Annotated in this window: 18 protein-coding genes and 1 other annotated feature; of the genes, 13 read left to right on the top strand and 5 right to left on the bottom strand. The window is 36.8% G+C overall.

The window, feature by feature from the left end; translation table 11 throughout:
* The first annotated feature begins 80 nt into the window (after positions 1-80).
* The 4 genes from fabH to MKX66_RS13760 all read left to right on the top strand — a co-directional run bounded on the left by fabH (position 81) and on the right by MKX66_RS13760 (position 4,072).
* Positions 81-1,013, top strand: a complete 933-nt coding sequence (fabH, locus tag MKX66_RS13775; protein WP_001100550.1) for a beta-ketoacyl-ACP synthase III — start codon at positions 81-83, stop codon at positions 1,011-1,013.
* 31 nt (positions 1,014-1,044) lie between these two features.
* The gene (gene fabF / locus MKX66_RS13770; protein ID WP_341086397.1) at positions 1,045-2,286 is read left to right on the top strand and encodes a beta-ketoacyl-ACP synthase II; all 1,242 of its coding nucleotides are present in this window, start codon (positions 1,045-1,047) and stop codon (positions 2,284-2,286) included.
* Between the two features lie 107 nt (positions 2,287-2,393).
* Positions 2,394-3,185: a DUF2268 domain-containing protein gene (locus MKX66_RS13765; RefSeq protein ID WP_002030365.1), complete on the top strand. Its 792-nt coding sequence runs from the start codon at positions 2,394-2,396 to the stop codon at positions 3,183-3,185.
* 140 nt (positions 3,186-3,325) lie between these two features.
* Positions 3,326-4,072, top strand: coding sequence for a YjbA family protein (locus MKX66_RS13760; RefSeq protein ID WP_002030367.1), 747 nt, complete (start codon positions 3,326-3,328; stop codon positions 4,070-4,072).
* Positions 4,073-4,583: 511 nt separating this feature from the next.
* On the opposite strand, the gene trpS is transcribed toward MKX66_RS13760, so the two are convergent.
* Together trpS and MKX66_RS13750 are read right to left on the bottom strand one after the other, a co-directional pair.
* Complete coding sequence (trpS, locus tag MKX66_RS13755) at positions 4,584-5,573, bottom strand: tryptophan--tRNA ligase (RefSeq protein ID WP_000110999.1); 990 nt, start codon at positions 5,571-5,573, stop codon at positions 4,584-4,586.
* Between the two features lie 74 nt (positions 5,574-5,647).
* Positions 5,648-5,865, bottom strand: a binding site (T-box leader).
* 105 nt (positions 5,866-5,970) lie between these two features.
* Positions 5,971-6,351, bottom strand: coding sequence for a DUF3899 domain-containing protein (locus tag MKX66_RS13750; RefSeq protein ID WP_033708890.1), 381 nt, complete (start codon positions 6,349-6,351; stop codon positions 5,971-5,973).
* A gap of 319 nt (positions 6,352-6,670) precedes the next feature.
* On the opposite strand from MKX66_RS13750, the gene MKX66_RS13745 reads away from it, so the two are divergent.
* The 5 genes from MKX66_RS13745 to MKX66_RS13725 all read left to right on the top strand — a co-directional run bounded on the left by MKX66_RS13745 (position 6,671) and on the right by MKX66_RS13725 (position 12,386).
* Positions 6,671-8,326, top strand: coding sequence for a peptide ABC transporter substrate-binding protein (locus MKX66_RS13745; protein WP_002064243.1), 1,656 nt, complete (start codon positions 6,671-6,673; stop codon positions 8,324-8,326).
* 127 nt (positions 8,327-8,453) lie between these two features.
* Positions 8,454-9,383, top strand: a complete 930-nt coding sequence (opp3b, locus tag MKX66_RS13740) for an oligopeptide ABC transporter permease (protein ID WP_000534165.1) — start codon at positions 8,454-8,456, stop codon at positions 9,381-9,383.
* Entirely contained in the window at positions 9,380-10,396 is a 1,017-nt protein-coding gene (gene opp3C / locus MKX66_RS13735; protein WP_215590919.1) for an oligopeptide ABC transporter permease, read from the top strand. Before opp3b ends, opp3C begins: the two co-directional genes overlap by 4 nt.
* Before the next feature lie 18 nt (positions 10,397-10,414).
* On the top strand, positions 10,415-11,458 hold the full coding sequence (locus MKX66_RS13730) for an ABC transporter ATP-binding protein (RefSeq protein ID WP_002011337.1): 1,044 nt from the start codon (positions 10,415-10,417) through the stop codon (positions 11,456-11,458).
* On the top strand, positions 11,451-12,386 hold the full coding sequence (locus MKX66_RS13725) for an ABC transporter ATP-binding protein (RefSeq protein ID WP_002086978.1): 936 nt from the start codon (positions 11,451-11,453) through the stop codon (positions 12,384-12,386). The genes MKX66_RS13730 and MKX66_RS13725 overlap by 8 nt, the downstream gene beginning before the upstream one ends.
* A gap of 190 nt (positions 12,387-12,576) precedes the next feature.
* Here the strand turns inward: MKX66_RS13725 and MKX66_RS13720 are convergent, their stop codons facing one another.
* Positions 12,577-14,022, bottom strand: coding sequence for an MATE family efflux transporter (locus MKX66_RS13720; RefSeq protein WP_002166144.1), 1,446 nt, complete (start codon positions 14,020-14,022; stop codon positions 12,577-12,579).
* A 354-nt stretch (positions 14,023-14,376) separates the two neighbouring features.
* Here MKX66_RS13720 and MKX66_RS13715 point away from each other — a divergent pair, with 354 nt between their 5' ends.
* Positions 14,377-16,023 carry a peptide ABC transporter substrate-binding protein gene (locus tag MKX66_RS13715; protein WP_341086395.1) on the top strand — a complete coding sequence of 549 codons (1,647 nt, stop codon included), beginning with the start codon at positions 14,377-14,379 and terminating at the stop codon, positions 16,021-16,023.
* A gap of 29 nt (positions 16,024-16,052) precedes the next feature.
* Here the strand turns inward: MKX66_RS13715 and MKX66_RS13710 are convergent, their stop codons facing one another.
* Positions 16,053-16,256 carry a hypothetical protein gene (locus MKX66_RS13710; protein WP_000559981.1) on the bottom strand — a complete coding sequence of 68 codons (204 nt, stop codon included), beginning with the start codon at positions 16,254-16,256 and terminating at the stop codon, positions 16,053-16,055.
* A gap of 580 nt (positions 16,257-16,836) precedes the next feature.
* On the opposite strand from MKX66_RS13710, the gene spx reads away from it, so the two are divergent.
* A complete protein-coding gene (spx, locus tag MKX66_RS13705; RefSeq protein ID WP_002011348.1) occupies positions 16,837-17,232 on the top strand; it encodes a transcriptional regulator Spx in 396 nt (131 codons plus the stop codon).
* A gap of 50 nt (positions 17,233-17,282) precedes the next feature.
* Here spx and MKX66_RS13700 read toward each other — a convergent pair whose 3' ends face one another.
* Complete coding sequence (locus MKX66_RS13700) at positions 17,283-17,957, bottom strand: TerC family protein (RefSeq protein WP_002030376.1); 675 nt, start codon at positions 17,955-17,957, stop codon at positions 17,283-17,285.
* Positions 17,958-18,393: 436 nt separating this feature from the next.
* On the opposite strand from MKX66_RS13700, the gene mecA reads away from it, so the two are divergent.
* Complete coding sequence (gene mecA, locus MKX66_RS13695) at positions 18,394-19,077, top strand: adaptor protein MecA (protein WP_002030378.1); 684 nt, start codon at positions 18,394-18,396, stop codon at positions 19,075-19,077.
* 72 nt (positions 19,078-19,149) lie between these two features.
* On the top strand, positions 19,150-20,694 hold the full coding sequence (locus MKX66_RS13690) for a cardiolipin synthase (RefSeq protein WP_002064255.1): 1,545 nt from the start codon (positions 19,150-19,152) through the stop codon (positions 20,692-20,694).
* Positions 20,695-20,774 lie beyond the last annotated feature (80 nt).

Raw genomic sequence — 20,774 nt, 5'->3', positions numbered from 1 at the left:
TATATTCTAGACAAAAGTACATTTATGTTTTAAAATTAGTACCAAGTCATAACAATTGATATAAAACGGAGGGCTGCGATGTGAACGTGGGCATTTTAGGGATCGGAAGATATGTGCCAGAAAAAGTAGTCACAAATCACGATTTAGAGAAAATCGTAGATACATCTGATGAATGGATTCGTACGAGAACGGGAATTGCAGAAAGACGCATTGCCGATGATACAATAGATACTTCATATATGGCGGTAGAGGCTTCTAAAAAAGCACTTGAAGATGCCGGGATTAGCGGAGAGGATATCGATCTTATTTTAGTGGCAACAGTAACGCCAGATCGCGCATTCCCAGCAGTAGCTTGTGTAATCCAAGAAGCAATTGGCGCAAAACACGCAGCCGCAATGGATTTAAGTGCAGCGTGTGCTGGCTTTATGTACGGAATGATTACAGCGCAGCAATTTATTCAAACGGGAACTTATAAAAATGTATTAGTAGTTGGTAGTGACAAACTATCTAAAATTGTAGACTGGAACGATCGAAATACAGCAGTACTATTTGGGGACGGAGCAGGTGCTATCGTAATGGGAGCTGTTTCGGAAGGGAAAGGTGTACTTTCTTTTGAATTAGGAGCGGACGGAAGTGGCGGTAAGCATCTTTATCAAGACGAGTATGTTATGATGAACGGCAGAGAAGTCTTTAAATTTGCTGTTCGCCAACTTGGTGATTCCTGTCTTCGCGTGTTAGAAAAAGCGGGACTTACGAAAGAGGATGTGGACTTCTTAGTACCACATCAAGCGAATATTCGTATTATGGAATCTGCAAGAGAAAGATTAAATTTACCGAAAGAAAAAATGAGTATGACAATTGAAAAGTTCGGTAATACATCGGCTTCTTCAATTCCAATTGCAATGGTAGAGGAATTGCAAAATGGACGTATTCAAGATGGTGATTTAATTATACTAGTCGGTTTTGGCGGCGGGTTAACATGGGGAGCAGTAGCTCTTCGTTGGGGTAAATAAGGACTGAGAGAAAAAAAGGAGTGTATTTTGTATGGAAAAAAAGAGGGTCGTAATTACAGGGCTAGGAGCTGTTACACCGATCGGAACAGATGTTGAAACAGCTTGGGAAAACATTAAAAACGGTGTATCCGGAATCGGACGACTTACAAGAATAGATTCAGAACAAATTCCTGCAAAAGTAGCAGCAGAAATTAACGACTTTGAAGTCGAAAAATATATAGATAAAAAAGAAGCGCGCCGTATGGACCGCTTTACGCAATATGCAGTAGCAGCAGCGAAAATGGCAGTTGCAGATGCGAAGCTTGAAATTACAGAAGAAAATGCACCACGCATTGGTGTATGGGTTGGTTCTGGTATTGGTGGTATGGAAACATACGAAGAACAATTTAAGATTTTTACTGAAAAAGGTCCGCGCCGCGTGAGCCCATTCTTCGTACCAATGATGATTCCAGATATGGCAGCAGGTCAAGTGTCAATCGCTACAGGAGCGAAAGGAATTAATACTTGCTCTGTAACAGCTTGTGCATCTGGAGCAAACTCAATTGGTGATGCGTTTAAAGTAATCCAGCGCGGTGATGCTGATGCGATGATAACAGGCGGAGCAGAAGCGCCATTAACAAGTATGGCATTCGCTGGGTTTAGCTCAGCGAAAGCATTAACATTCAATGAAGATCCAGCAACGGCTTGCCGCCCATTCGATAAAAATCGTAGCGGTTTCGTAATGGGTGAAGGATCAGGAATTCTTATTCTTGAAGAATTAGAGCACGCATTAGCACGTGGTGCTCACATTTATGCGGAAATTGCAGGTTATGGTGCAACTGGTGATGCGTTCCATATTACAATGCCTGCTCCTGGCGGTGAAGGCGGAGTTCGTGCGATGCGTCAAGCTTTAGCTGATGCAGGTCTAGAGCCAAAAGATATTGATTACATTAATGCACATGGTACAAGTACAGATGCAAATGAAAAGTATGAAACGATGGCAATTAAAGAAACTTTCGGTGAGCATGCATATAAAGTAGCGATTAGCTCAACGAAATCAATGACAGGTCATTTATTAGGAGCAGCTGGTGCTGTTGAAGCGATCTTCTCTATTAAATCAATTACAGACGGAGTAATTCCTCCGACGATTAACTATGAAACACCAGATCCAGAATGTGATTTAGATTACGTACCAAATACAGCGAGGCATCAAGAAGTGCGAGCTGTATTAAGTAATTCATTAGGATTCGGTGGTCATAACGCAGTATTAGTATTTAAAGCATATAAAAAATAAATAAGGTGTCTTTTCGTAAAGTATTACGAAAAGACACCTTATTTATTTTTTATCACCTTTACGTTCTTTTCTTTTTTGCATATACATAAGAAAAGGAGGGATGAAGGTTGGGGGTTGTTGAAACGGCAGAATGGTTACATCTGTATTATGGACGTCCAGAGAAGCTTTGTGAGAAATTTACAAAGTATATTCCATTGCCAAAAGAGAGACTGTATCGCTTTTTAATCTCTAAAGGTATGTATCGCCCAGTAATGCGGGGGGAGCAGGAAATTAAAGAGTTAGAGAAGAAAGAAATTTGGAAAGAACTTAGCATGGAGTATGAAAAATTGAAAGGTTGGCTAAAAGGTCCAGATGTCCCTATCTTTATTTTATTATCAGATTCATACAATCGAACTGTACAAGAGGAATATAACGGGAAGGCTGGCTTATCTATGCGTCACGTTATTTTCTTATTCGTATGTGGACGTAATTCAGTAGAGGAACTAAAAGCTTTATTAACGCATGAATACCATCATATATGTAGGTTACATCAAATTGAGACGAAAGAAACAGAGTATACATTACTTGATACGATGATTATGGAAGGGTTAGCTGAGCAAGCTGTGTATGAAAGGTATACAGAAAAAAGATGTGCACCATGGACTACTTACATTTCAAAAGAAGATGCTATTTATTATTGGAGGAATTCAATACAAGAACGAATAGGCGTAAAGAGAGGTACGAGGGAGCATGATGTTTTATTAAATGGACTGCACTCGTATCCGAAAATGCTTGGCTATGCACTTGGATTTCATATTGTGAAAGATTGTGTAGCATTTGAAGGGGAAAATACACTTTCTTTATTATCTATAGATGCGAAAGAAATATTGAATAAAGCAAATACATTTCATGTTTCATGAAAAACAGGGGAGCTATCTCCTGTTTTTTTATATTATAGAAGAAAAAATAATAATTAGAATATATTTCCTCAAGTGGAATAAAGTTAAGCAAAAATGAACATAATGATTGGTACAAACAGTAGTGAAGTGAGGGGTAGTGAATGTTATATCTACATGATGTATGGGTAAATTGGTTTGAAGGTGAAGAGAATGGGTATAACGTTTGTCATTTTTACGAATGGCGGAAAGATGATACGATTGAGCTATTAGATCAAGTGCCATTATTAAAAGTAGATGCCACATTATATCATTACATCGAGAACGAATTATTAGAGCTTCCGCAAAAATTATTGGAAGACGTATATCATAAGGCTTATATTCGTAAAAATCACGAACGTTTGCAACAAGAATATTGTTTTGTAGTTACAGATGGAAAAGGAATTATTGCGATTGATTCAATCGGCTATAATGTGCCAATTAGAAAAAGTAGGCTTATACCGCGTCAAGAACAGATGGTATATGAGATGGTAGAGAATGTGCAAGCAGAAAAGTATGAGTTCCAAGTGGAAGAGATTGAAAAAGAACATCATATTTTATCGCCGTCGCCTTTCATTATGAACGGCCTAACTCGTAAAGAAAGACAGTTAAAACAATTATTATTTATGGCATTAGATCAATTACATACAACGAAAAATCCAGCTGAAATTCGCTATTGGTTCACAGAGTGGGATCCATCAGCGTACGGAATGGTCCAACATATGGAGTTTGAAGATGTTTGGGCTAAACTTTATGATGAAGCGAAAACTGGATGGTCTGAGAAGCACGAGCAATTATGTGAGCGCCTTGTAAAAGGACAGCCGTTTTTTGAAAAGTTATGGGAAATGGAAAATGAGCAGAAGGTAAATTAAAAAAACCGCCAATTGGCGGTTTTTTTTATGGAGGTGACAAGAATGTTCGGTGGCTTCGCGCCTTCCTGCGAGGCAAAACCCGCCTCTACGTCAGGAGCTCCATCCCCCTCAAGTTCTGAACGAGCCGCTTCCGCTTTTTATGAAATCCAGCTCCAGCGGCAAGAATGTTCGGTGGCTTCGCGCCTTCCTGCGAGGCAAAAAGCGCCTCTACGTCAGGAGCTCCATCCCCCTCACATTCTGAGCGAGCCGCTTCCGCTTTTTATGAAATCCAGCTCCAGCGGCAAGAATGTTCGGTGGCTTCGCGCCTTCCTGCGAGGCAAAAAGCGCCTCTACGTCAGGAGCTCCATCCCCCTCACATTCTGAGCGAGCCGCTTCCGCTTTTTGTAGTAATCCAGCTCTGGCAGCAAGCTCTTCGTGTCTAAGAACCTTCCGCATAAGAAGACAAAAAGCGTCTTCTATGCGAAAGAACCTTAGCCAGTCAGAGCTGAACGAGCTGCCTCCGCTTTATAAGTTACCTACGTTTTCTACTTAATCCCATTGCGTTTTCTACTTTGCGTAGTTGTTTGAATGCAACGCGGTTCGCTTTTTCGGCACCTTTGTCTAGAATTTCGTCTAGTTCTGGTGAGTTGATTAGTTCGTTATATTTGTCTTGGATTGGACGAATTGCTTCTACGACTACTTGTGCTAGGTCGCCTTTGAAATCGCCGTATCCTTTTCCTTCGTACATTGCTTCTATTTCTTCAACTGTTTTTCCAGAGAATGAAGAGTAGATTGTTAATAAGTTAGAGATTCCAGGTTTGTTTTCTTTATCAAATTTCACGATACCTTCTGAATCAGTTACAGCACTTTTAATTTTCTTTTCAATTGTTTTTGGTTCATCAAGCATACTGATCATTGCTTTTGGATTCGGATCAGATTTACTCATTTTTTTCGTAGGTTCTGTTAATGACATAACGCGAGCTCCTACTTTTGGAATACGAATTTCAGGAACAGTGAACACTTCACGGAAGCGTTTGTTGAAACGCTCTGCTAGGTCGCGTGTTAATTCCATATGTTGTTTTTGATCATCACCAACAGGTACGATTTCAGTGTTGTAAAGTAAAATATCAGCAGCCATTAATGGTGGATACGTTAGTAATCCAGCTGGAACTGAATCTCTACCAGAAGATTTATCTTTATATTGCGTCATACGCTCTAATTCTCCAACGTAAGCAACTGATTGCATAATCCATCCTAGTTGAGCGTGTGCTGGTACTTCTGATTGTACAAATAAAGTAGCTTTTTCAGGATCGATGCCGCATGCTACATAAAGTGCAGCAAGACTGCGAATGTTTTTACGAAGTTGTACGGGATCTTGAGGTACTGTAATCGCATGTTGGTTTACAATACAGAAATAACAGTCGTGTTCGTTTTGAAGCTCCGTAAATTGCTTCATAGCTCCTAAATAGTTTCCAAGTGTAATTGTTCCACTCGGCTGAATACCAGAAAAGATAACTGACATAAATAATTCCTCCTAAAATTGAATGTGCGATGGGGAAGAGAAGGCATACAAAAAAGCCCATTCATCCCAAATTACATAGGGACGAATGGACCGCGGTACCACCCTAATTATTTCACAGCTGTGAAATCTCTCAAGATCCATAATAACGTCTGGATATAACGCCAAAGCCTACTACTTTCGGTTCGGTTTGGTGCTCAAAAGCCCATTCCATACTGCGCAATTACTTGTTCACACCAGCCACAAGCTCTCTGAAATTGCCTCAATATGTACTCTTCTTTATCATCGCATACATATAAATTTATTTATTGTTACCTAAGCTCTTTTAATATGAAAGAACTAAAGTTTTATAAAAAAATGTTTTGCTGATTATTATATCATATGGGATAGTGTTTGCAAACTACATCAAAATAGTAAAGCTAATGAGGATCGAGAACAACCCAAGTACGATACCGGTAATACAAATCGGATACGTCCATTTGAATGAATATGTTTTATAAATACGTTCTTTCTTATCGATAGGTTCCTCTGCTTCTTCAATTAAAGAGTCAATTTTTTTATTCGTACCAAATACTCTTTGGAATGCGTAAATTGTTACGTTAAAAAATCCGTTTTGAAATATGAATAAAAAACCACCTATAAGAATAAAAACCAATGCAATATAGAATGAGATGTTGACAAAATTCAACAAAAAATGAGATGAAACGAGGAATGCGCCCACACTAGAAGCGATTATCGCAACCAAAAATAGTATACAAGTATGAAAAAAAACTTTATTCAAAATATTCCCCTCCGTCAAAATATTACTAGAATTATTATACTATAAAAGTTATAATAAGTAATATAAATAATTTTTTGAAAATTATACGCAATTGAGGTTCTAATTTCAAGATGATGGTAGCAATGTTAACGTATCCCTTTACAAAAAATTTAAAATATAAACATTTTATTAAAAATTTTAACAAAAAAACAAAAAACTATATTCACAATCGTCATATTATATGTATAATGAAAATTGTAGAAACTTGGAGATTATTCTTTCAATTCTACTTTTCTACAAGTGAGGGTACAGTAAGTGCAATTAGGGGAGGCAACACAACATGAAGAAAAAGATACCGTTATTACTTGCATCAACTTTAACTGCAAGTATGTTGCTTGGCGCGTGTAGCTACCAGAAAGAGGACGCTAAAGCAAAAGGAAAAGAAAACACTACTAGTAGTAGTAACGGAAAACAGATTCTTAATTTAACAGAGTTATCTGAAATTCCATCAATGGATGCATCGTTAGCATCAGATTCTGCATCTTCAACAGCATTAAATAATACGATGGAAGGTTTATATCGTACTGGCAAAGATCAAAAGAGAATGCCTGGGATTGCTGAAGATGTCCAAAAGCTAGATGATGGGAAGAAATACATATTTAAGTTAAGAAAAGATGCGAAATGGTCGAATGGGGAACCTGTAACAGCGAAAGACTTTGTGTATTCATGGAAAAGAGCAGTAAATCCAGATACAAAAGCGACGTATTCATACATTATGTTCGATATTAAAAATGCAGAAAAAATTCATAAAAAAGAATTACCTGCTGACCAATTAGGTGTAAAGGCGATTGATGATTATACATTAGAAGTGGAATTAGACAATCCCGTTCCTTACTTTATTGATTTAACGGTTTATCCGGTGTTCTACCCACTAAATGAGAACTTTGTGAAATCACAAGGTGATAAGTTTGGTTTAGAGGCAAATACAACATTATATAACGGGCCATTCGTTATGAGTGATTGGAAACATGAACAAAGTTTCCAATTTAAGAAGAACCCATCATATTGGGATAACAAGACGGTTAAAATCGAAGAAATAAATTTCAATATTGTGAAAAATACATCGACTGATGTAAATTTATATGAGACAAATTCGATTGATCGTGCGGCTCTAACATCAGAATTTGTTGATAAATTTAGACAAACTCCAGAGTTCCAAACACGAAAAGAAGCTGGAGTTGCCTACTTAAGATTTAATCAAAATAATAAGTATTTGAGTAATAAAAACTTAAGAAAAGCAATTTCAATGTCCTTTGACCGTGATAACATTGCAAAAGTTATTTTAAACAACGGCGCAATCGGTGCTTACGGATTTGTTGGAAAAGATTTCGCTGAAGGTCCGAATAAAAAAGACTTCCGTGCTGAAAATGGAAATCTAGTTGAAACGGATTCAAAAGAAGCGAAAAAACTTTGGGAAACAGCAAAGAAAGAGCTTGGCACTGATAAAATTGAACTAGAATTCTTAAGCTTCGATAATGAAGATGCGAAAAAAATTGGCGAATTCTTAAAAGGTGAGATGGAAAAGAACTTACCTGGTTTAACGATCAAAATTAAACAGCAGCCATTCGCACAAAAAAATAAGTTAGAAGACTCTCAAGAATATGATATGGCGTTTGGTATTTGGGGTCCAGACTTCCCAGATCCAGTCTCATATTTAGATATGTTTGTTACGAATGGTTCACAAAATAAAACAGGATATTCTAATCCGAAATATGATGAGCTAATTCTAAAAGCAAAAACAGATACAAAAGATTTACAAGCTCGCTGGAACAACCTTTTAGAAGTAGAGAAAATATTAATTAAAGAGGATGCAGTTATTGCTCCGATCTTCCAAAAAGGTTCAGCATATGTGGTAAAAGGTGCCGTAAAAGATATTATCCCAATTAACTATGGTGGTAAATTAACTTACAAATGGGCATCTGTTGAACAAAAATAATCTTTTTTTCCATCGTTTACAAGGGTATATGCCTATGATGGGCATATGCTCTTATTTTAAAAAAATAAAAGTAAGAATATTTTAAACTATCTTATTGCTTTTGAGAAAAACGGGGAGGTGCTTGACTATGGGACGTTATGTATTAAAACGTTTCGTGTACATGGCTTTGACATTATTTTTAATTACTACACTGACTTTCTTTTTGATGAAATTACTACCGGGTTCTCCGCTTAAAAACCAGGAGAAGCTATCACCGGCACAAAAAGAAATCATTCTTGAAAAATATGGTTTAAATGATCCGGTACCAGTTCAATATGCACGTTACTTAGGTAACTTAGCAAAAGGTGATTTAGGGGTATCATTCCAATATGATAACCGCCCAGTAACAGATATGATTGTGGATCGTATTGGACCATCAGCACAACTTGGTTTACAAGCGATTATATTAGGAACATTTATCGGGTTAATTTTAGGAATCGTTGCGGCGCTTCGTAACAATACGTGGGTCGATTATGGGGCGACAATTATTTCCGTACTCGGGATGTCGGTACCCTCATTCGTATTCGCCGCATTACTACAATATTTCGTAGGGGTAAAACTTGGTTGGTTCCCAGTAGCATTCTGGAAAGGACCGGAGTTTACAGTAATGCCTACAATTGCCTTATCGATGGCAGTTATCGCAACAATCGCACGTTTCGCTCGTGCAGAGTTAATTGAGGTTATGCAAGCAGACTACATTTTAACAGCGAAAGCGAAAGGAATTAGCCAAGGCGTTATCATTATCAAGCACGCACTGCGTAACGCATTAATTCCAGTTGTAACAATTTTAGGACCAATGGTTGCAGGATTAATTACAGGGACACTAGTTATTGAGCAAATTTACGCTGTACCTGGACTTGGGGAACAATTCGTTAAATCGATTACAGTGAATGACTATACAGTTATTATGGGAACTACAATTTTCTATAGTGCGATCTTCATCTTAGTTATTTTCATTGTCGATATTTTATACGGAATTATTGATCCTCGTATTCGTTTAGCGGGAGGGAAAAAATGATGAAAGATGTACAAAAATTATCTCCAGATTTATTTCAACAAGCCAATCAGAGTAATGTTGATAATGAAGTCATTGCCCGTCCAAGCTTAACGTTTTGGCAAGATGTAAGAAGACGTTTGTTCCAACATAAAGGTGCAATGTTTGGTTTCGTATTATTAATGCTTATTGTACTACTAGCAATTTTAGGACCGATGGTAAGTAAGCATTCTTATAAAGAGCAGGATTTAGGTCGTGCGAAAATGCCACCGAAAATTCCAGTGATTGAAAATGTTCATTGGCTACCATTTGACGGTACAGATCAATATGGTGTTGACCAATATGAAAAACGTGATATTAAAGAGTACTTCTGGTTTGGTACAGATGATCTTGGCCGTGATTTATGGACAAGAACATGGGAAGGTACACGAGTATCATTATATATCGCTCTTTTAGCAGCAGCGATTGACTTAGTAATTGGGGTTGCATATGGAGGTATTTCAGCCTTCTATGGCGGCAGAGTAGATAATATTATGCAACGTATTATGGAGATCATTAACGGTATTCCATACTTAATCATCGTTATTTTAATGGTAATCATTATGGGATCAGGTATTTGGTCAATTACACTTGCGATGGCAATTACAGGTTGGATAGGGATGTCGCGTATCGTTCGTGGACAGATCCTAAAATTAAAAAACCAAGAATATGTATTAGCATCTCGTACATTAGGGGCAACGAATACACAGTTAATTGTGAAGCACTTAATTCCGAACGTAATGGGACCAATTATCGTAATGACAATGTTTACAATTCCAACAGCGGTATTTGGTGAAGCATTCTTAAGCTTCATCGGACTAGGTATTCAGCCACCATTCGCATCACTTGGTTCTCTTGTAAATGATGGTTATAAATCAATTCAAACGTATCCACATATGATGTTCATCCCAGCGGTTGTCATCAGTATGTTAATCTTAGCATTCAACTTAATTGCAGACGGATTACGCGACGCGTTAGATCCAAAAATGCGTAAGTAAAAGAGGGGAGAAGTAAAAATGAAAACATTGCTAGAGGTAAAAGATTTGCAAGTCTCCTTTGATACACATGCAGGTGAAGTACAAGCTGTACGCGGTGTTACTTTTGATTTGAAAAAAGGAGAGACATTAGCGATTGTAGGAGAATCTGGTTCTGGTAAATCAGTTACTTCTAAAGCGTTAATGGGATTAATTCCGAATCCTCCAGGACGTATTAAAAACGGTGAAATCGTATTTGAAGGTCGTGACTTAACGAAACTAACAGAAAAAGAAATGCAGCAAGTACGCGGTAAAGATATTGCGATGATTTTCCAAGATCCAATGACATCATTAAATCCAACGATGACAATTGGAAATCAAATTATGGAAGGCCTTATTAAACACCAAGGGATGAGTAAAGCAGATGCACGTAAAGTTGCGTTAGAATTAATCGACCTTGTAGGTATTCCAAATCCAGAAGCACGCTTAAAACAATATCCTCACCAATTCTCAGGTGGTATGAGACAACGTGTAGTTATTGCGATGGCGTTAGCTTGTAATCCGAAATTATTAATTGCCGATGAGCCGACAACAGCGCTAGACGTTACAATTCAGGCGCAAATTTTAGAACTTATGAAGGACATTCAGCAAAAAACAGAAGCAGCAATCATTTTCATTACGCATGACTTAGGTGTAGTGGCAAACGTTGCAGACCGAGTTGCGGTTATGTACGCTGGTAAAGTTGTTGAAATTGGTACTGTTGATGAAATTTTCTACAATCCAAAACATCCATACACATGGGGCTTAATCGCATCTATGCCAAGCTTAGATGGTGCAGAGGACGAGCTATATGCGATTCCAGGAACGCCTCCAGACTTATTAAAACCGCCAAAGGGTGATGCTTTTGCACCACGTAACCCGCAGGCATTGAAAATTGATTTTGAAATGGACCCACCTTTATTTAAAGTAAGTGATACACATTATGCGGCAACTTGGTTACTTCACGAGCAAGCTCCAGAAGTAAAACCACCGGCAGTCGTTGAAAAACGCATTCTTCAAATGAAAGCAGGTGAACAACATGACTAAACAACGTGAGAAATTAATTGAAGTAAAAAATGTAAAGCAGCACTTCGACGTGAGTGGTGGTGTTGTCAAAGCGGTTAATGATATTTCATTTGATATTTACCGAGGAGAAACATTTGGTCTTGTAGGAGAATCAGGTTGTGGTAAATCGACAACTGGAAGAACGATTATTCGTTTATATGATGCAACTGCTGGTGAAGTGTTGTTCGATGGTGAAAATGTACATGGTAAAAAATCACGTGCAGAGCTGAAGAAGTTCAACCGTAAAATGCAAATGATTTTCCAAGATCCATATGCATCATTAAATCCTCGTATGACAGTAGGGGATATTATCGCAGAAGGTATTGATATTCACGGACTAGCAAAAGGCAAAAAAGAGCGTATGGACCGTGTTCATGAATTATTAAATACAGTTGGTTTAAATAAAGAGCACGCAAACCGTTTCCCGCATGAATTCTCAGGCGGACAACGTCAACGTATCGGTATCGCTCGTGCGCTAGCTGTAGAACCTGAATTTATCATTGCTGATGAACCAATCTCAGCACTTGACGTATCGATTCAGGCGCAAGTTGTAAACTTACTGAAACAGTTACAAAGAGAAAAAGGTTTAACATACTTATTCATCGCCCATGATTTATCAATGGTAAAATACATTAGTGATCGCATTGGTGTAATGTACCGTGGTCAAATCGTTGAGTTGACAACAAGTGAAGAGTTATATGCGAATCCAATGCATCCATATACAAAATCACTACTATCTGCAATTCCGCTTCCAGATCCAGATTATGAGCGCAATCGTAAACGTATCGTATACGATCCATCTCAACATCAATATGGTGAGGAAGCACCAACAATGCGTGAAATTCGCCCAGGACATTTTGTATTATGTTCTGAAGCAGAGTATAAGAAATATAAAGAAATCTATCAATAATAAAGTAGAGCCATTCTTCTATTACAGAAGGATGGCTCTATTTTTTATACTAATTAAACTTAATTTAGTATAAAGAGATTTTATCCAAGTTCTTTTTCTGTTTAAAGACAGCAAATTAAGAGTTTCCAAGAATGAAGAAAAGGCGACTGAAATCCAGCCGACTTTTTCTTCATTTAGAAACACTTTTATTTTACTGCGCCTGAACAGAAACACTCTCATCTTGCTCATTTGGTTTAACAAGTGCATAATTTTCCCACGATCTACTTCTCCAGCGGAAGAACATAATAATTGCTCGCGTCCATTCGTCGATAGCAATCGCTAGCCAAATACCAACGAGCCCCATGTCTAAATGGAAGGCGAAAAAGTAACCGAGTGGTAAGCTCATTAACACCATGGAGAATGCGCCGATTAAAACAGGATATTTTGCATCGCCAGCTGCACGAAGTGAATTAATGATGACGATGTTCATCGTCCGTCCTGTTTCAAGTAGTACACTTAGTAAAAGAACGCTTGCCCCTAGAGCGATAATATGAGGATTATCCGTAAATAGTCCCATTAATTGTGTGCGGAATGTAACAACGAGCATGACCATAAATAAAGTTACGCCAATCGCCCATTGTACACTTTTCCATACGCGTGTGTAAGCTTCATCCTTTTCATTTCCGCCAACTAGGCGTCCAACGATAATAGCTGTTCCCATACCGATAGCAATGGCGAATAAATAAGTGAACATGGAAATGTTAGTAGCGTATTGTCTTGCAGCTAACGATTCGGTACCTAAGTATGTTGCGTAATATAAGAAGACAATTTGACAAGCTTGATACATGACTTGTTCGAATGCAGATGGAATGCCGATCTTTAAAATTTTGCCAACGTATTCTTTTGATAAAGTGAAGTAATATTGTAATTTCACACGGTATTCCATAACGCGGTACAGTAACCAGAAGAAAACGATAAGTGCGATTAACCGGCTGACAGCGGAAGAAATCGCGGCTCCTTGCACACCAAGTTCAGGGAAACCGAATTTCCCGAAAATAAGTACGTAGTTTCCGGCGATATGAATAATATTCATTCCAAGCGAAACAAACATTGCTTGCTTTGTAAAGCCGTGAACGCGGATAATTGCGGCTAATGAGTTAATAATAGCTTGAAGGAAAATAGCTCCTCCGACGATGGATAGATAGCTTTGTGCATACGTTAGTACATCGCCTTGTAAATTCATTGCCATCATCATATGTTTTGAAAATAAAAGAAAACCAGCGCTTATAATGAGTCCGACCACTAAATTTAATGTGACGGCTAATGCTGATATTTTTGATGCTTCCATAAAGCGTTTAGAACCGAGGTATTGGGATACAACGATAGCTGCACCATTCCCTATGACTTCTAGTACTAAAATCGCGATATGAAGGTATTGATTCGCTGCACCAACCCCAGATACAGCATCGTCTGATAATGCACTTAACATGAAAGTATCAGCGATCCCCATCAGCATAAAAAGAAAAACTTCTAGAAAAATAGGCCATGTTAATAAGAATAAACTTAATTTCTCTGTTGGCCCGTTTTTTGAGCGAATTGCTGTCATGTCCGTCCCCTCTTTACCGATATCTATTTTTAGCAAAGTGTATCGTAACACACTTTCATATCCTTTGCACTTATTTTAGCCTACATATTTTCAATATGAATAAACCTTCATTTTATGACAAAAAAGGAGGAATAATTATGCGTAAGATATTATAGAATATAAAATTTATTTTTCTCTGATAATTTAGAAAAGTATAAAAATGGTCATTTTTAACACTTTAGTTCAATAAAAACGCAGTGTGAAACGTTTACAAAGGCACGTGGTGTTAACAGAAAATTTTAATAAAATAGAAATATAAATATACAAAGAATATATTTATGTGTATAATATGAATTATTAGAACATATATATATTTCTTTCTGTTTGAAAATAAAAGGGCTAACATTTTTTTTGGAGGGTGGAAGTATGAAAAAAAAGATACCAGTTTTTGTAGCATCAACAGTAGCAATGAGCATGATTTTAGGGGCATGTGGCTACCAAAAAGATGAACCGCAAGCGAACGCAAAAGGGGATAGCGGGAAAAGCGGTGCGAAGCAAGTTATTAACTTAATTGAAACACAAGAAATTCCAACGATGGACCCAGCGTTATCAGCTGATGCAGTTTCTTCAAAAGTAATGAACAATACGATGGAAGGCCTATACCGCCTTGGGAAAGACGATAAATTAGTTCCAGGTGTAGCGAAGGAATTCCAAAAGTCAGAAGATGGTAAAAAGTATACATTTAAATTACGTGAAGATGCAAAATGGTCAAATGGTGAACCTGTAACGGCGAAAGATTTCGTGTATGCATGGCAAAGAGCAATTAATCCAGATACAGCTGCGAAATCGGCGTACATTATGTACGATATAAAAAATGCTGAGAAAATTAATAAAAAAGAGATGAGTCCAGACCAATTAGGTGTAAAAGCGATTGATGATCATACGCTAGAAGTAGAATTAGATAATTCTATTCCATATCTTGTTGATTTAATGGTCTATCCGATCTTCTATCCTGTTAATGAAAAGTATGTGAAAGAGCAAGGGACGAAGTTTGGTTTAGAAGCAAATACAACACTTTATAACGGACCATTTACATTAAGTGATTGGCAACATGAACGTAGCTTCAAAATGACAAAGAGCTCATCATATTGGGACAATAAAGAAGTGAAGCTTGAGGAAGTGAACTTTAATATTGTAAAAGATACGTCTACGCCAATTAATTTATATGAAACAAACGCAGTCGATCGAGCGACGTTATTAGCAGAGTTCATCGATAAATATAAAGGAAAACCAGATTTCAAAACGGTAGAAGATACATCTGTATTCTTCCTTCGCTTAAATCAAAAAGACCCAGCTTTAGCAAATAAAAATATTCGTAAAGCAATTTCTCTTGGTTTTGACCGTAAACCATTCGTTGATACATTATTAAATAACGGTTCTAAGCCAGCGACGGGATTAATTCCTGACAATTTCATTAAAGGACCGGATAAAAAAGATTTCCGTGTTGAAAATGGAGATATTGTAAAACCAAATGTAAAAGAAGCGAAAAAGTATTGGGAAGCTGGTAAAAAAGAGCTTGGTAAAACCGAAATTGAATTAGAGCTATTAAATGAAGACGTTGAATTATCGAAGAAAACTGGTGAATATTTAAAAGGTGAGTTAGAAAAGAATTTACCAGGTTTAACAGTGAAAATTAAACAACAACCATTCGCGCAAAAACTAAAATTAGAAGATGCGGGCGACTTTGTAATGTCATTCTCTGGATGGAGTGCAGACTTCCCAGATCCAGTTACATATCTTGATATGTTCGTAACTGATGGGGCACAAAATAAAATGAAGTATTCTAATCCGAAGTACGATGAGATTATTATGAAAGCGAAGAAAGATGGAAGCGACGTAAATGCTCGTTGGAAAAACTTACTTGAAGCAGAAAAAATGTTACTTGATGACGCTGCGATTGTTCCAGTATATCAACGTGGTAGAGCATATTTACAAAGAGAAACAATTAAAGATATGTACAACCATAAGTATGGCGGGGAAGTAAGCTTCAAATGGGCATCAGTAGGAAAATAACAAAAAAAGCAGGTGATTACCTGCTTTTTTTAGTACGTACGTTTTTTATAAATGCCTTTTCCGCCAACTTGGTTCCAGCCAGATTGTACATCTAAACTTTTATTAACAAACTTCATTTTTTCTTTCCCACCAAAGAGTTTTTCACCGATGCTATTTGTAATGACACCAATCAATGCTGTTATTCCGATGATGAGGGTAGCAACAATGATAAAATCAGTAAAAAAAGCGATCATATGCAAATTCCCCCTTTGTCTGTCTGTATTTTTATTGTATGAGATAAATGGTAAAAAAGAAAGAAATGTCAGAAAAATATTCGATTTACTTTAGAAAGCATATAGACATGAGCGGAGAGATTTGTTAAAATAAGAACAAATGTTCCTTTTTATTTCTAACCTTTAGAGTCTTACATTTCTCAATTGTTTTGTCGGGAAAAGGTAAGAAAACGCTCTCTTTTTAATGGGGAAGATTATGAAACTGTAATTGTATATCAAGTGAAGATTATTGTAGAAAGTAAGTATCAAAAGGGTTGAGGACCGTTGTTAAAGGACAGTTTTACTGAGTATAATCATGTTGCATAGCAGTGGAGTACACGGAGGAATTTTCTCAACTAGCAGTAAATTCACTGTATATTTCTTGCAAAAACTATTGTATAATGATTATAGAAGTTACTTATTAAAAGTAATTATTGTTGCTTACATGAATTGCGATTTTTTACTTTGCTATAAGACAAGTTATCGCGAAAAATTGCGGAAGTTAGAAATTTAAACTGTAATTAGTACAGAATTTGTACTCTTTAAGGAGAGTGAGCTTTGTATGGTAACATTATATAGTTCTCCAAGCTGTACGTCTTGTAGAAAGGCGAAATTATGGCTAGAGGAAAATCATATTCCTTATACAGAACGTAATATTTTCTCAGATCCATTAACGATTGATGAGATTAAAGAGATTTTACGTATGACAGAAAGCGGAACGGATGAGATTATTTCTACTCGTTCAAAAGTTTTCCAAGAATTGAATGTGAACTTAGAGTCTTTACCACTTCAAGATTTATATAAGATGATTCGTGACTATCCAGGTATTTTACGTCGTCCAATTATGATTGACGAAAAACGCCTTCAAGTAGGTTACAACGAAGATGAAATCCGTCGTTTCTTACCACGTACAGTAAGAACGTTCCAATTACGTGAAGCACAGCGTCTTGTAAATTAATTATAATAATATGAAAACCTTCTACCTATTATAGAGTAGAAGGTTTTTTTTTACTGTTTAACATTACGTAATCGCACTTGTTGAACGATAAAGCCTATGCATAAAATGGTGAAAATGAACAAATAAGGGATACTTGTGGCAAAACTAGGATTATGATGAAAAAACGTTGCAAGTCTGTCTTCATGTGTAATCATTTTTCCTGCTGTATAGGCGAGAACTGCTGCTCCGCAATAAATGAGAAATGGAAAGCGTTCCATGAGTATTAAAATAAGTTTGCTTCCCCAAATGATAATCGGGATAGAAATGAATAAACCGATAATTACGAGTGAAAGTCTTCCGTGAGCTGCTCCTGCAATGGCAATAACATTGTCAAACCCCATAACGAGATCCGCGAATACAATTGTACGCACAGCTTGGAATAAAGTCGTTTTTCCTTTGATAGAAGAAAGGTCGTTGTTATTATCAGTGAGTAAATTGACCGCAATTAATGTAAGTAAAATTCCGCCGGTGAGTTGTAAAAATGGGATATCAAGTAAATAGACAGCTAGTATCGTGAGGAGAATTCGTAGCACAATTGCTAACATAGTACCAATCAAAATGGCTTTATTTCGTTTTGCTTCAGGTAAATTTCGGCTAGCTAGTGCGATGACAATTGCGTTATCGCCACCTAGTACAACATCGATACCGACAATCAGTAGTACAGATGTTAAAAACTCTAAGTCCATTCGTCTGCCTCCATTTATGATGTTTTAATAAGCGAAATATATGTATGTGGTGAAGAAAGTTTGTCTAGTTTTGATCCCGCACTCCCAGGGACAAAATAATCACCTCTAATAGAAGTTTCACTTTATTACAGTGTACGAGGGAATATGGGAATGTATGTCCAAATTTTTTGCGAGCAGTGAATTGGTATAATGGTATATTTATTCCGATTGGTGCGAGCTAATAATCAGTGGAGGATGAAAAAAATACTGATTATTGTTTCACTTTATGTAAAAAGTCGAATACAGATAGGTATATAACTATTTTTGTAAAATAAATCGATTTTATTTCCCTTCTGGAGAATCTTATCATAAAATGAGAGTACAAGAATCTATTGTTTTGTCATATGAGTGGGGAATCCCTTCATAACAATTCTAAGCAGGAAGGGAGCGTTGTATTTTGGATATTGAAAGAATTAATGACCATACGATGAAATTTTTTATTACGTACATTGATATAGAGGACAGAGGGTTTAATCGTGAAGAAATTTGGTATGATCGCGAACGAAGTGAAGAGCTCTTTTGGGAGATGATGGACGAAGCTCGTGATCATGATGATTTCTTTATCGATGGGCCGTTATGGATCCAAGTGCAAGCAGTCGATAAAGGGATTGAAGTACTTGTAACGAAAGCGGAGCTTTCAAAGGATGGACAAAAGCTGGAACTACCAATAGGTGTAGACAAAATTATAGACATTCCTCTAGATGAAGGCATCGAATCATTATTCCAGCAAGAATTAGTGGAAGAGGTAGAAGAACAAATAGGAACAAACTTTAATGAAGATGGTACGTTTGGCTTTTTAATTAAGTTTAATGATTTTGAAGATGTTATTTCATTAAGTCATCGTCTTATCTTTGAAGATATAAAAGATGAATTACATTCATTTGAGGACCGATATTATGTATATGTGGAATTCGATGAAGTGCTACATGATGAAGAAGAAATTGATCGTATTTTAAGTATTGTTTTAGAATATGGAGAAGAATCTACTTTAACGATTCACCGTGTAAGTGAGTATGGGAAACAGGTTGTGAAAGAGCGTGCGCTTGAGACAATTCGCAACAATTTCCCTCCTAAAATGTAGGCCGATTTCTATAGTATGAAATCGGCTTTTTTTATGAAGAATAGGAAGGCTTTCTTAGTAAGGAGGTAAGAGATGAAAAACACGTTAAAACTACTTTTCTTTTTTCTACTATTGTTCGCATTATTTGTTTCATTACGCATGTTTATTGATGTAGCATTTTATTCGGATGTCATTGGGATAAAGGATGTTTCTATTTTAGGTATTATTAGTATTTTATTTACGGTTTCCGCATTTTTAATTGGATGTGTTATTTTCTTAGAAAACCGCCATCCGTCTAAAACACTTACGTGGTTAATCGTACTAGGTATTTTTCCGGTGTTCGGTTTCTTTGCTTATCTTTTATTTGGACAAAATTTTCGTAGAAAAAGAATGTTCCAAAAGAAGGCATTACTCGATGAACAGGCGTTTTTACAATATAAGGGACACGAAGATTACGAAGAACGGATTTTACGAAATCATAAGCATCAAGAATTGTTATTTCGTTTAGCAGATCGACTAGGTGCTTTAAATATTTCATTTCAAACTGAAACGAGGACATTAACAAATGGAGACGAAACGTTTCAGGCAATTTTAGATGGGTTAAATCGAGCGAAACACCACATTCATATGGAGTATTACATTGTGCGTGATGACAAGCTCGGTACAGAAATTAAAGATATTTTAATAAAAAAATCAAAAGAAGGCGTTGTCGTTCGTTTTTTATACGACGCGGTTGGAAGCTTTAAATTATCAAATTCGTATATTGAAGAATTGAATGATGCAGGAGTAGAAATGATTCCATTTTTCCCTGTGCGCTTTCCAATTTTAAACGATAAAATTAATTATCGAAACCACCGAAAAATCGTTATTATAGATGGAAATGAAGGGTTTGTAGGTGGATTAAATATTGGTGATGAGTATTTAGGGAAGGATAAATATTTCGGTTTTTGGCGAGACACGCATTTATATTTACGCGGTGAAGCAGTTCAAAGTTTACAGCTAATTTTCCTTCAAGACTGGTTTTATATGACTGGTGAGGCGGTATTAGCACCTGAATATTTACAAGCGGAAGCAGTTGAGGGTGATCATTGGGGCGGAGTCCAACTTGTTGGAGGTGGACCGGATAATAAATGGGAAACAATTAAACATTTATATTTTGCAATGATTGCTTCAGCTAGGAAATCGATTTGGATTGCAACACCATACTTTATCCCAGATGATGATATTTTATCTGCATTAAAAGTAGCTGCACTTGCTGGTATTGATGTTCGTTTGTTAATGCCAAGTAAGCCAGATAAGCGGACTGTCTTTTATGCATCAAGATCGTACTTTCCGGAGTTATTAGATGCAGGAGTAAAAATATATGAATATGAAAAAGGTTTTCTTCATAGTAAAGTTGTCATCGTGGATTCTGATCTCGCATCAATTGGGACAGCTAATATGGATATGAGAAGTTTTCATTTAAACTTTGAAGTAAATGCCTTTTTATATGATACAGGTAGCATTCGAAAGCTCGTTCAAGATTTTAAAGACGATTTAGAAGAATCCAGTGAAATTCATGTTGACCGATTTCATAAGAGACGTCTTCATAGGCGGATTGTTGAATCGACGTATCGGTTATTATCACCTTTATTATAGAAAGAGATGTCCTAATTTAGGACATCTCTTTTTTTGAGAGGAATTTGTAGTGAATTGTAGAATACAAGAAGTTGAAAGGG

Source organism: Bacillus sp. FSL R9-9530, assembly GCF_038008145.1.
GTDB classification, from domain to species: domain Bacteria; phylum Bacillota; class Bacilli; order Bacillales; family Bacillaceae_G; genus Bacillus_A; species Bacillus_A mycoides.
This window is presented reverse-complemented; position numbering and strand designations above follow the sequence as displayed.

What these genes read in the sequence shown, in the direction of transcription:
- fabF (WP_341086397.1), top strand. Translation starts at nt 1,045, where the DNA reads ATGGAAAAAAAGAGGGTCGTAATTACAGGGCTAGGAGCTGTTACACCG.
- MKX66_RS13760 (WP_002030367.1), top strand. Translation starts at nt 3,326, where the DNA reads ATGTTATATCTACATGATGTATGGGTAAATTGGTTTGAAGGTGAAGAG.
- trpS (WP_000110999.1), bottom strand. Translation starts at nt 5,573, where the DNA reads ATGTCAGTTATCTTTTCTGGTATTCAGCCGAGTGGAACAATTACACTT.
- MKX66_RS13745 (WP_002064243.1), top strand. Translation starts at nt 6,671, where the DNA reads ATGAAGAAAAAGATACCGTTATTACTTGCATCAACTTTAACTGCAAGT.
- opp3b (WP_000534165.1), top strand. Translation starts at nt 8,454, where the DNA reads ATGGGACGTTATGTATTAAAACGTTTCGTGTACATGGCTTTGACATTA.
- opp3C (WP_215590919.1), top strand. Translation starts at nt 9,380, where the DNA reads ATGATGAAAGATGTACAAAAATTATCTCCAGATTTATTTCAACAAGCC.
- MKX66_RS13730 (WP_002011337.1), top strand. Translation starts at nt 10,415, where the DNA reads ATGAAAACATTGCTAGAGGTAAAAGATTTGCAAGTCTCCTTTGATACA.
- MKX66_RS13725 (WP_002086978.1), top strand. Translation starts at nt 11,451, where the DNA reads ATGACTAAACAACGTGAGAAATTAATTGAAGTAAAAAATGTAAAGCAG.
- MKX66_RS13715 (WP_341086395.1), top strand. Translation starts at nt 14,377, where the DNA reads ATGAAAAAAAAGATACCAGTTTTTGTAGCATCAACAGTAGCAATGAGC.
- MKX66_RS13710 (WP_000559981.1), bottom strand. Translation starts at nt 16,256, where the DNA reads ATGATCGCTTTTTTTACTGATTTTATCATTGTTGCTACCCTCATCATC.
- spx (WP_002011348.1), top strand. Translation starts at nt 16,837, where the DNA reads ATGGTAACATTATATAGTTCTCCAAGCTGTACGTCTTGTAGAAAGGCG.
- MKX66_RS13700 (WP_002030376.1), bottom strand. Translation starts at nt 17,957, where the DNA reads ATGGACTTAGAGTTTTTAACATCTGTACTACTGATTGTCGGTATCGAT.
- MKX66_RS13690 (WP_002064255.1), top strand. Translation starts at nt 19,150, where the DNA reads ATGAAAAACACGTTAAAACTACTTTTCTTTTTTCTACTATTGTTCGCA.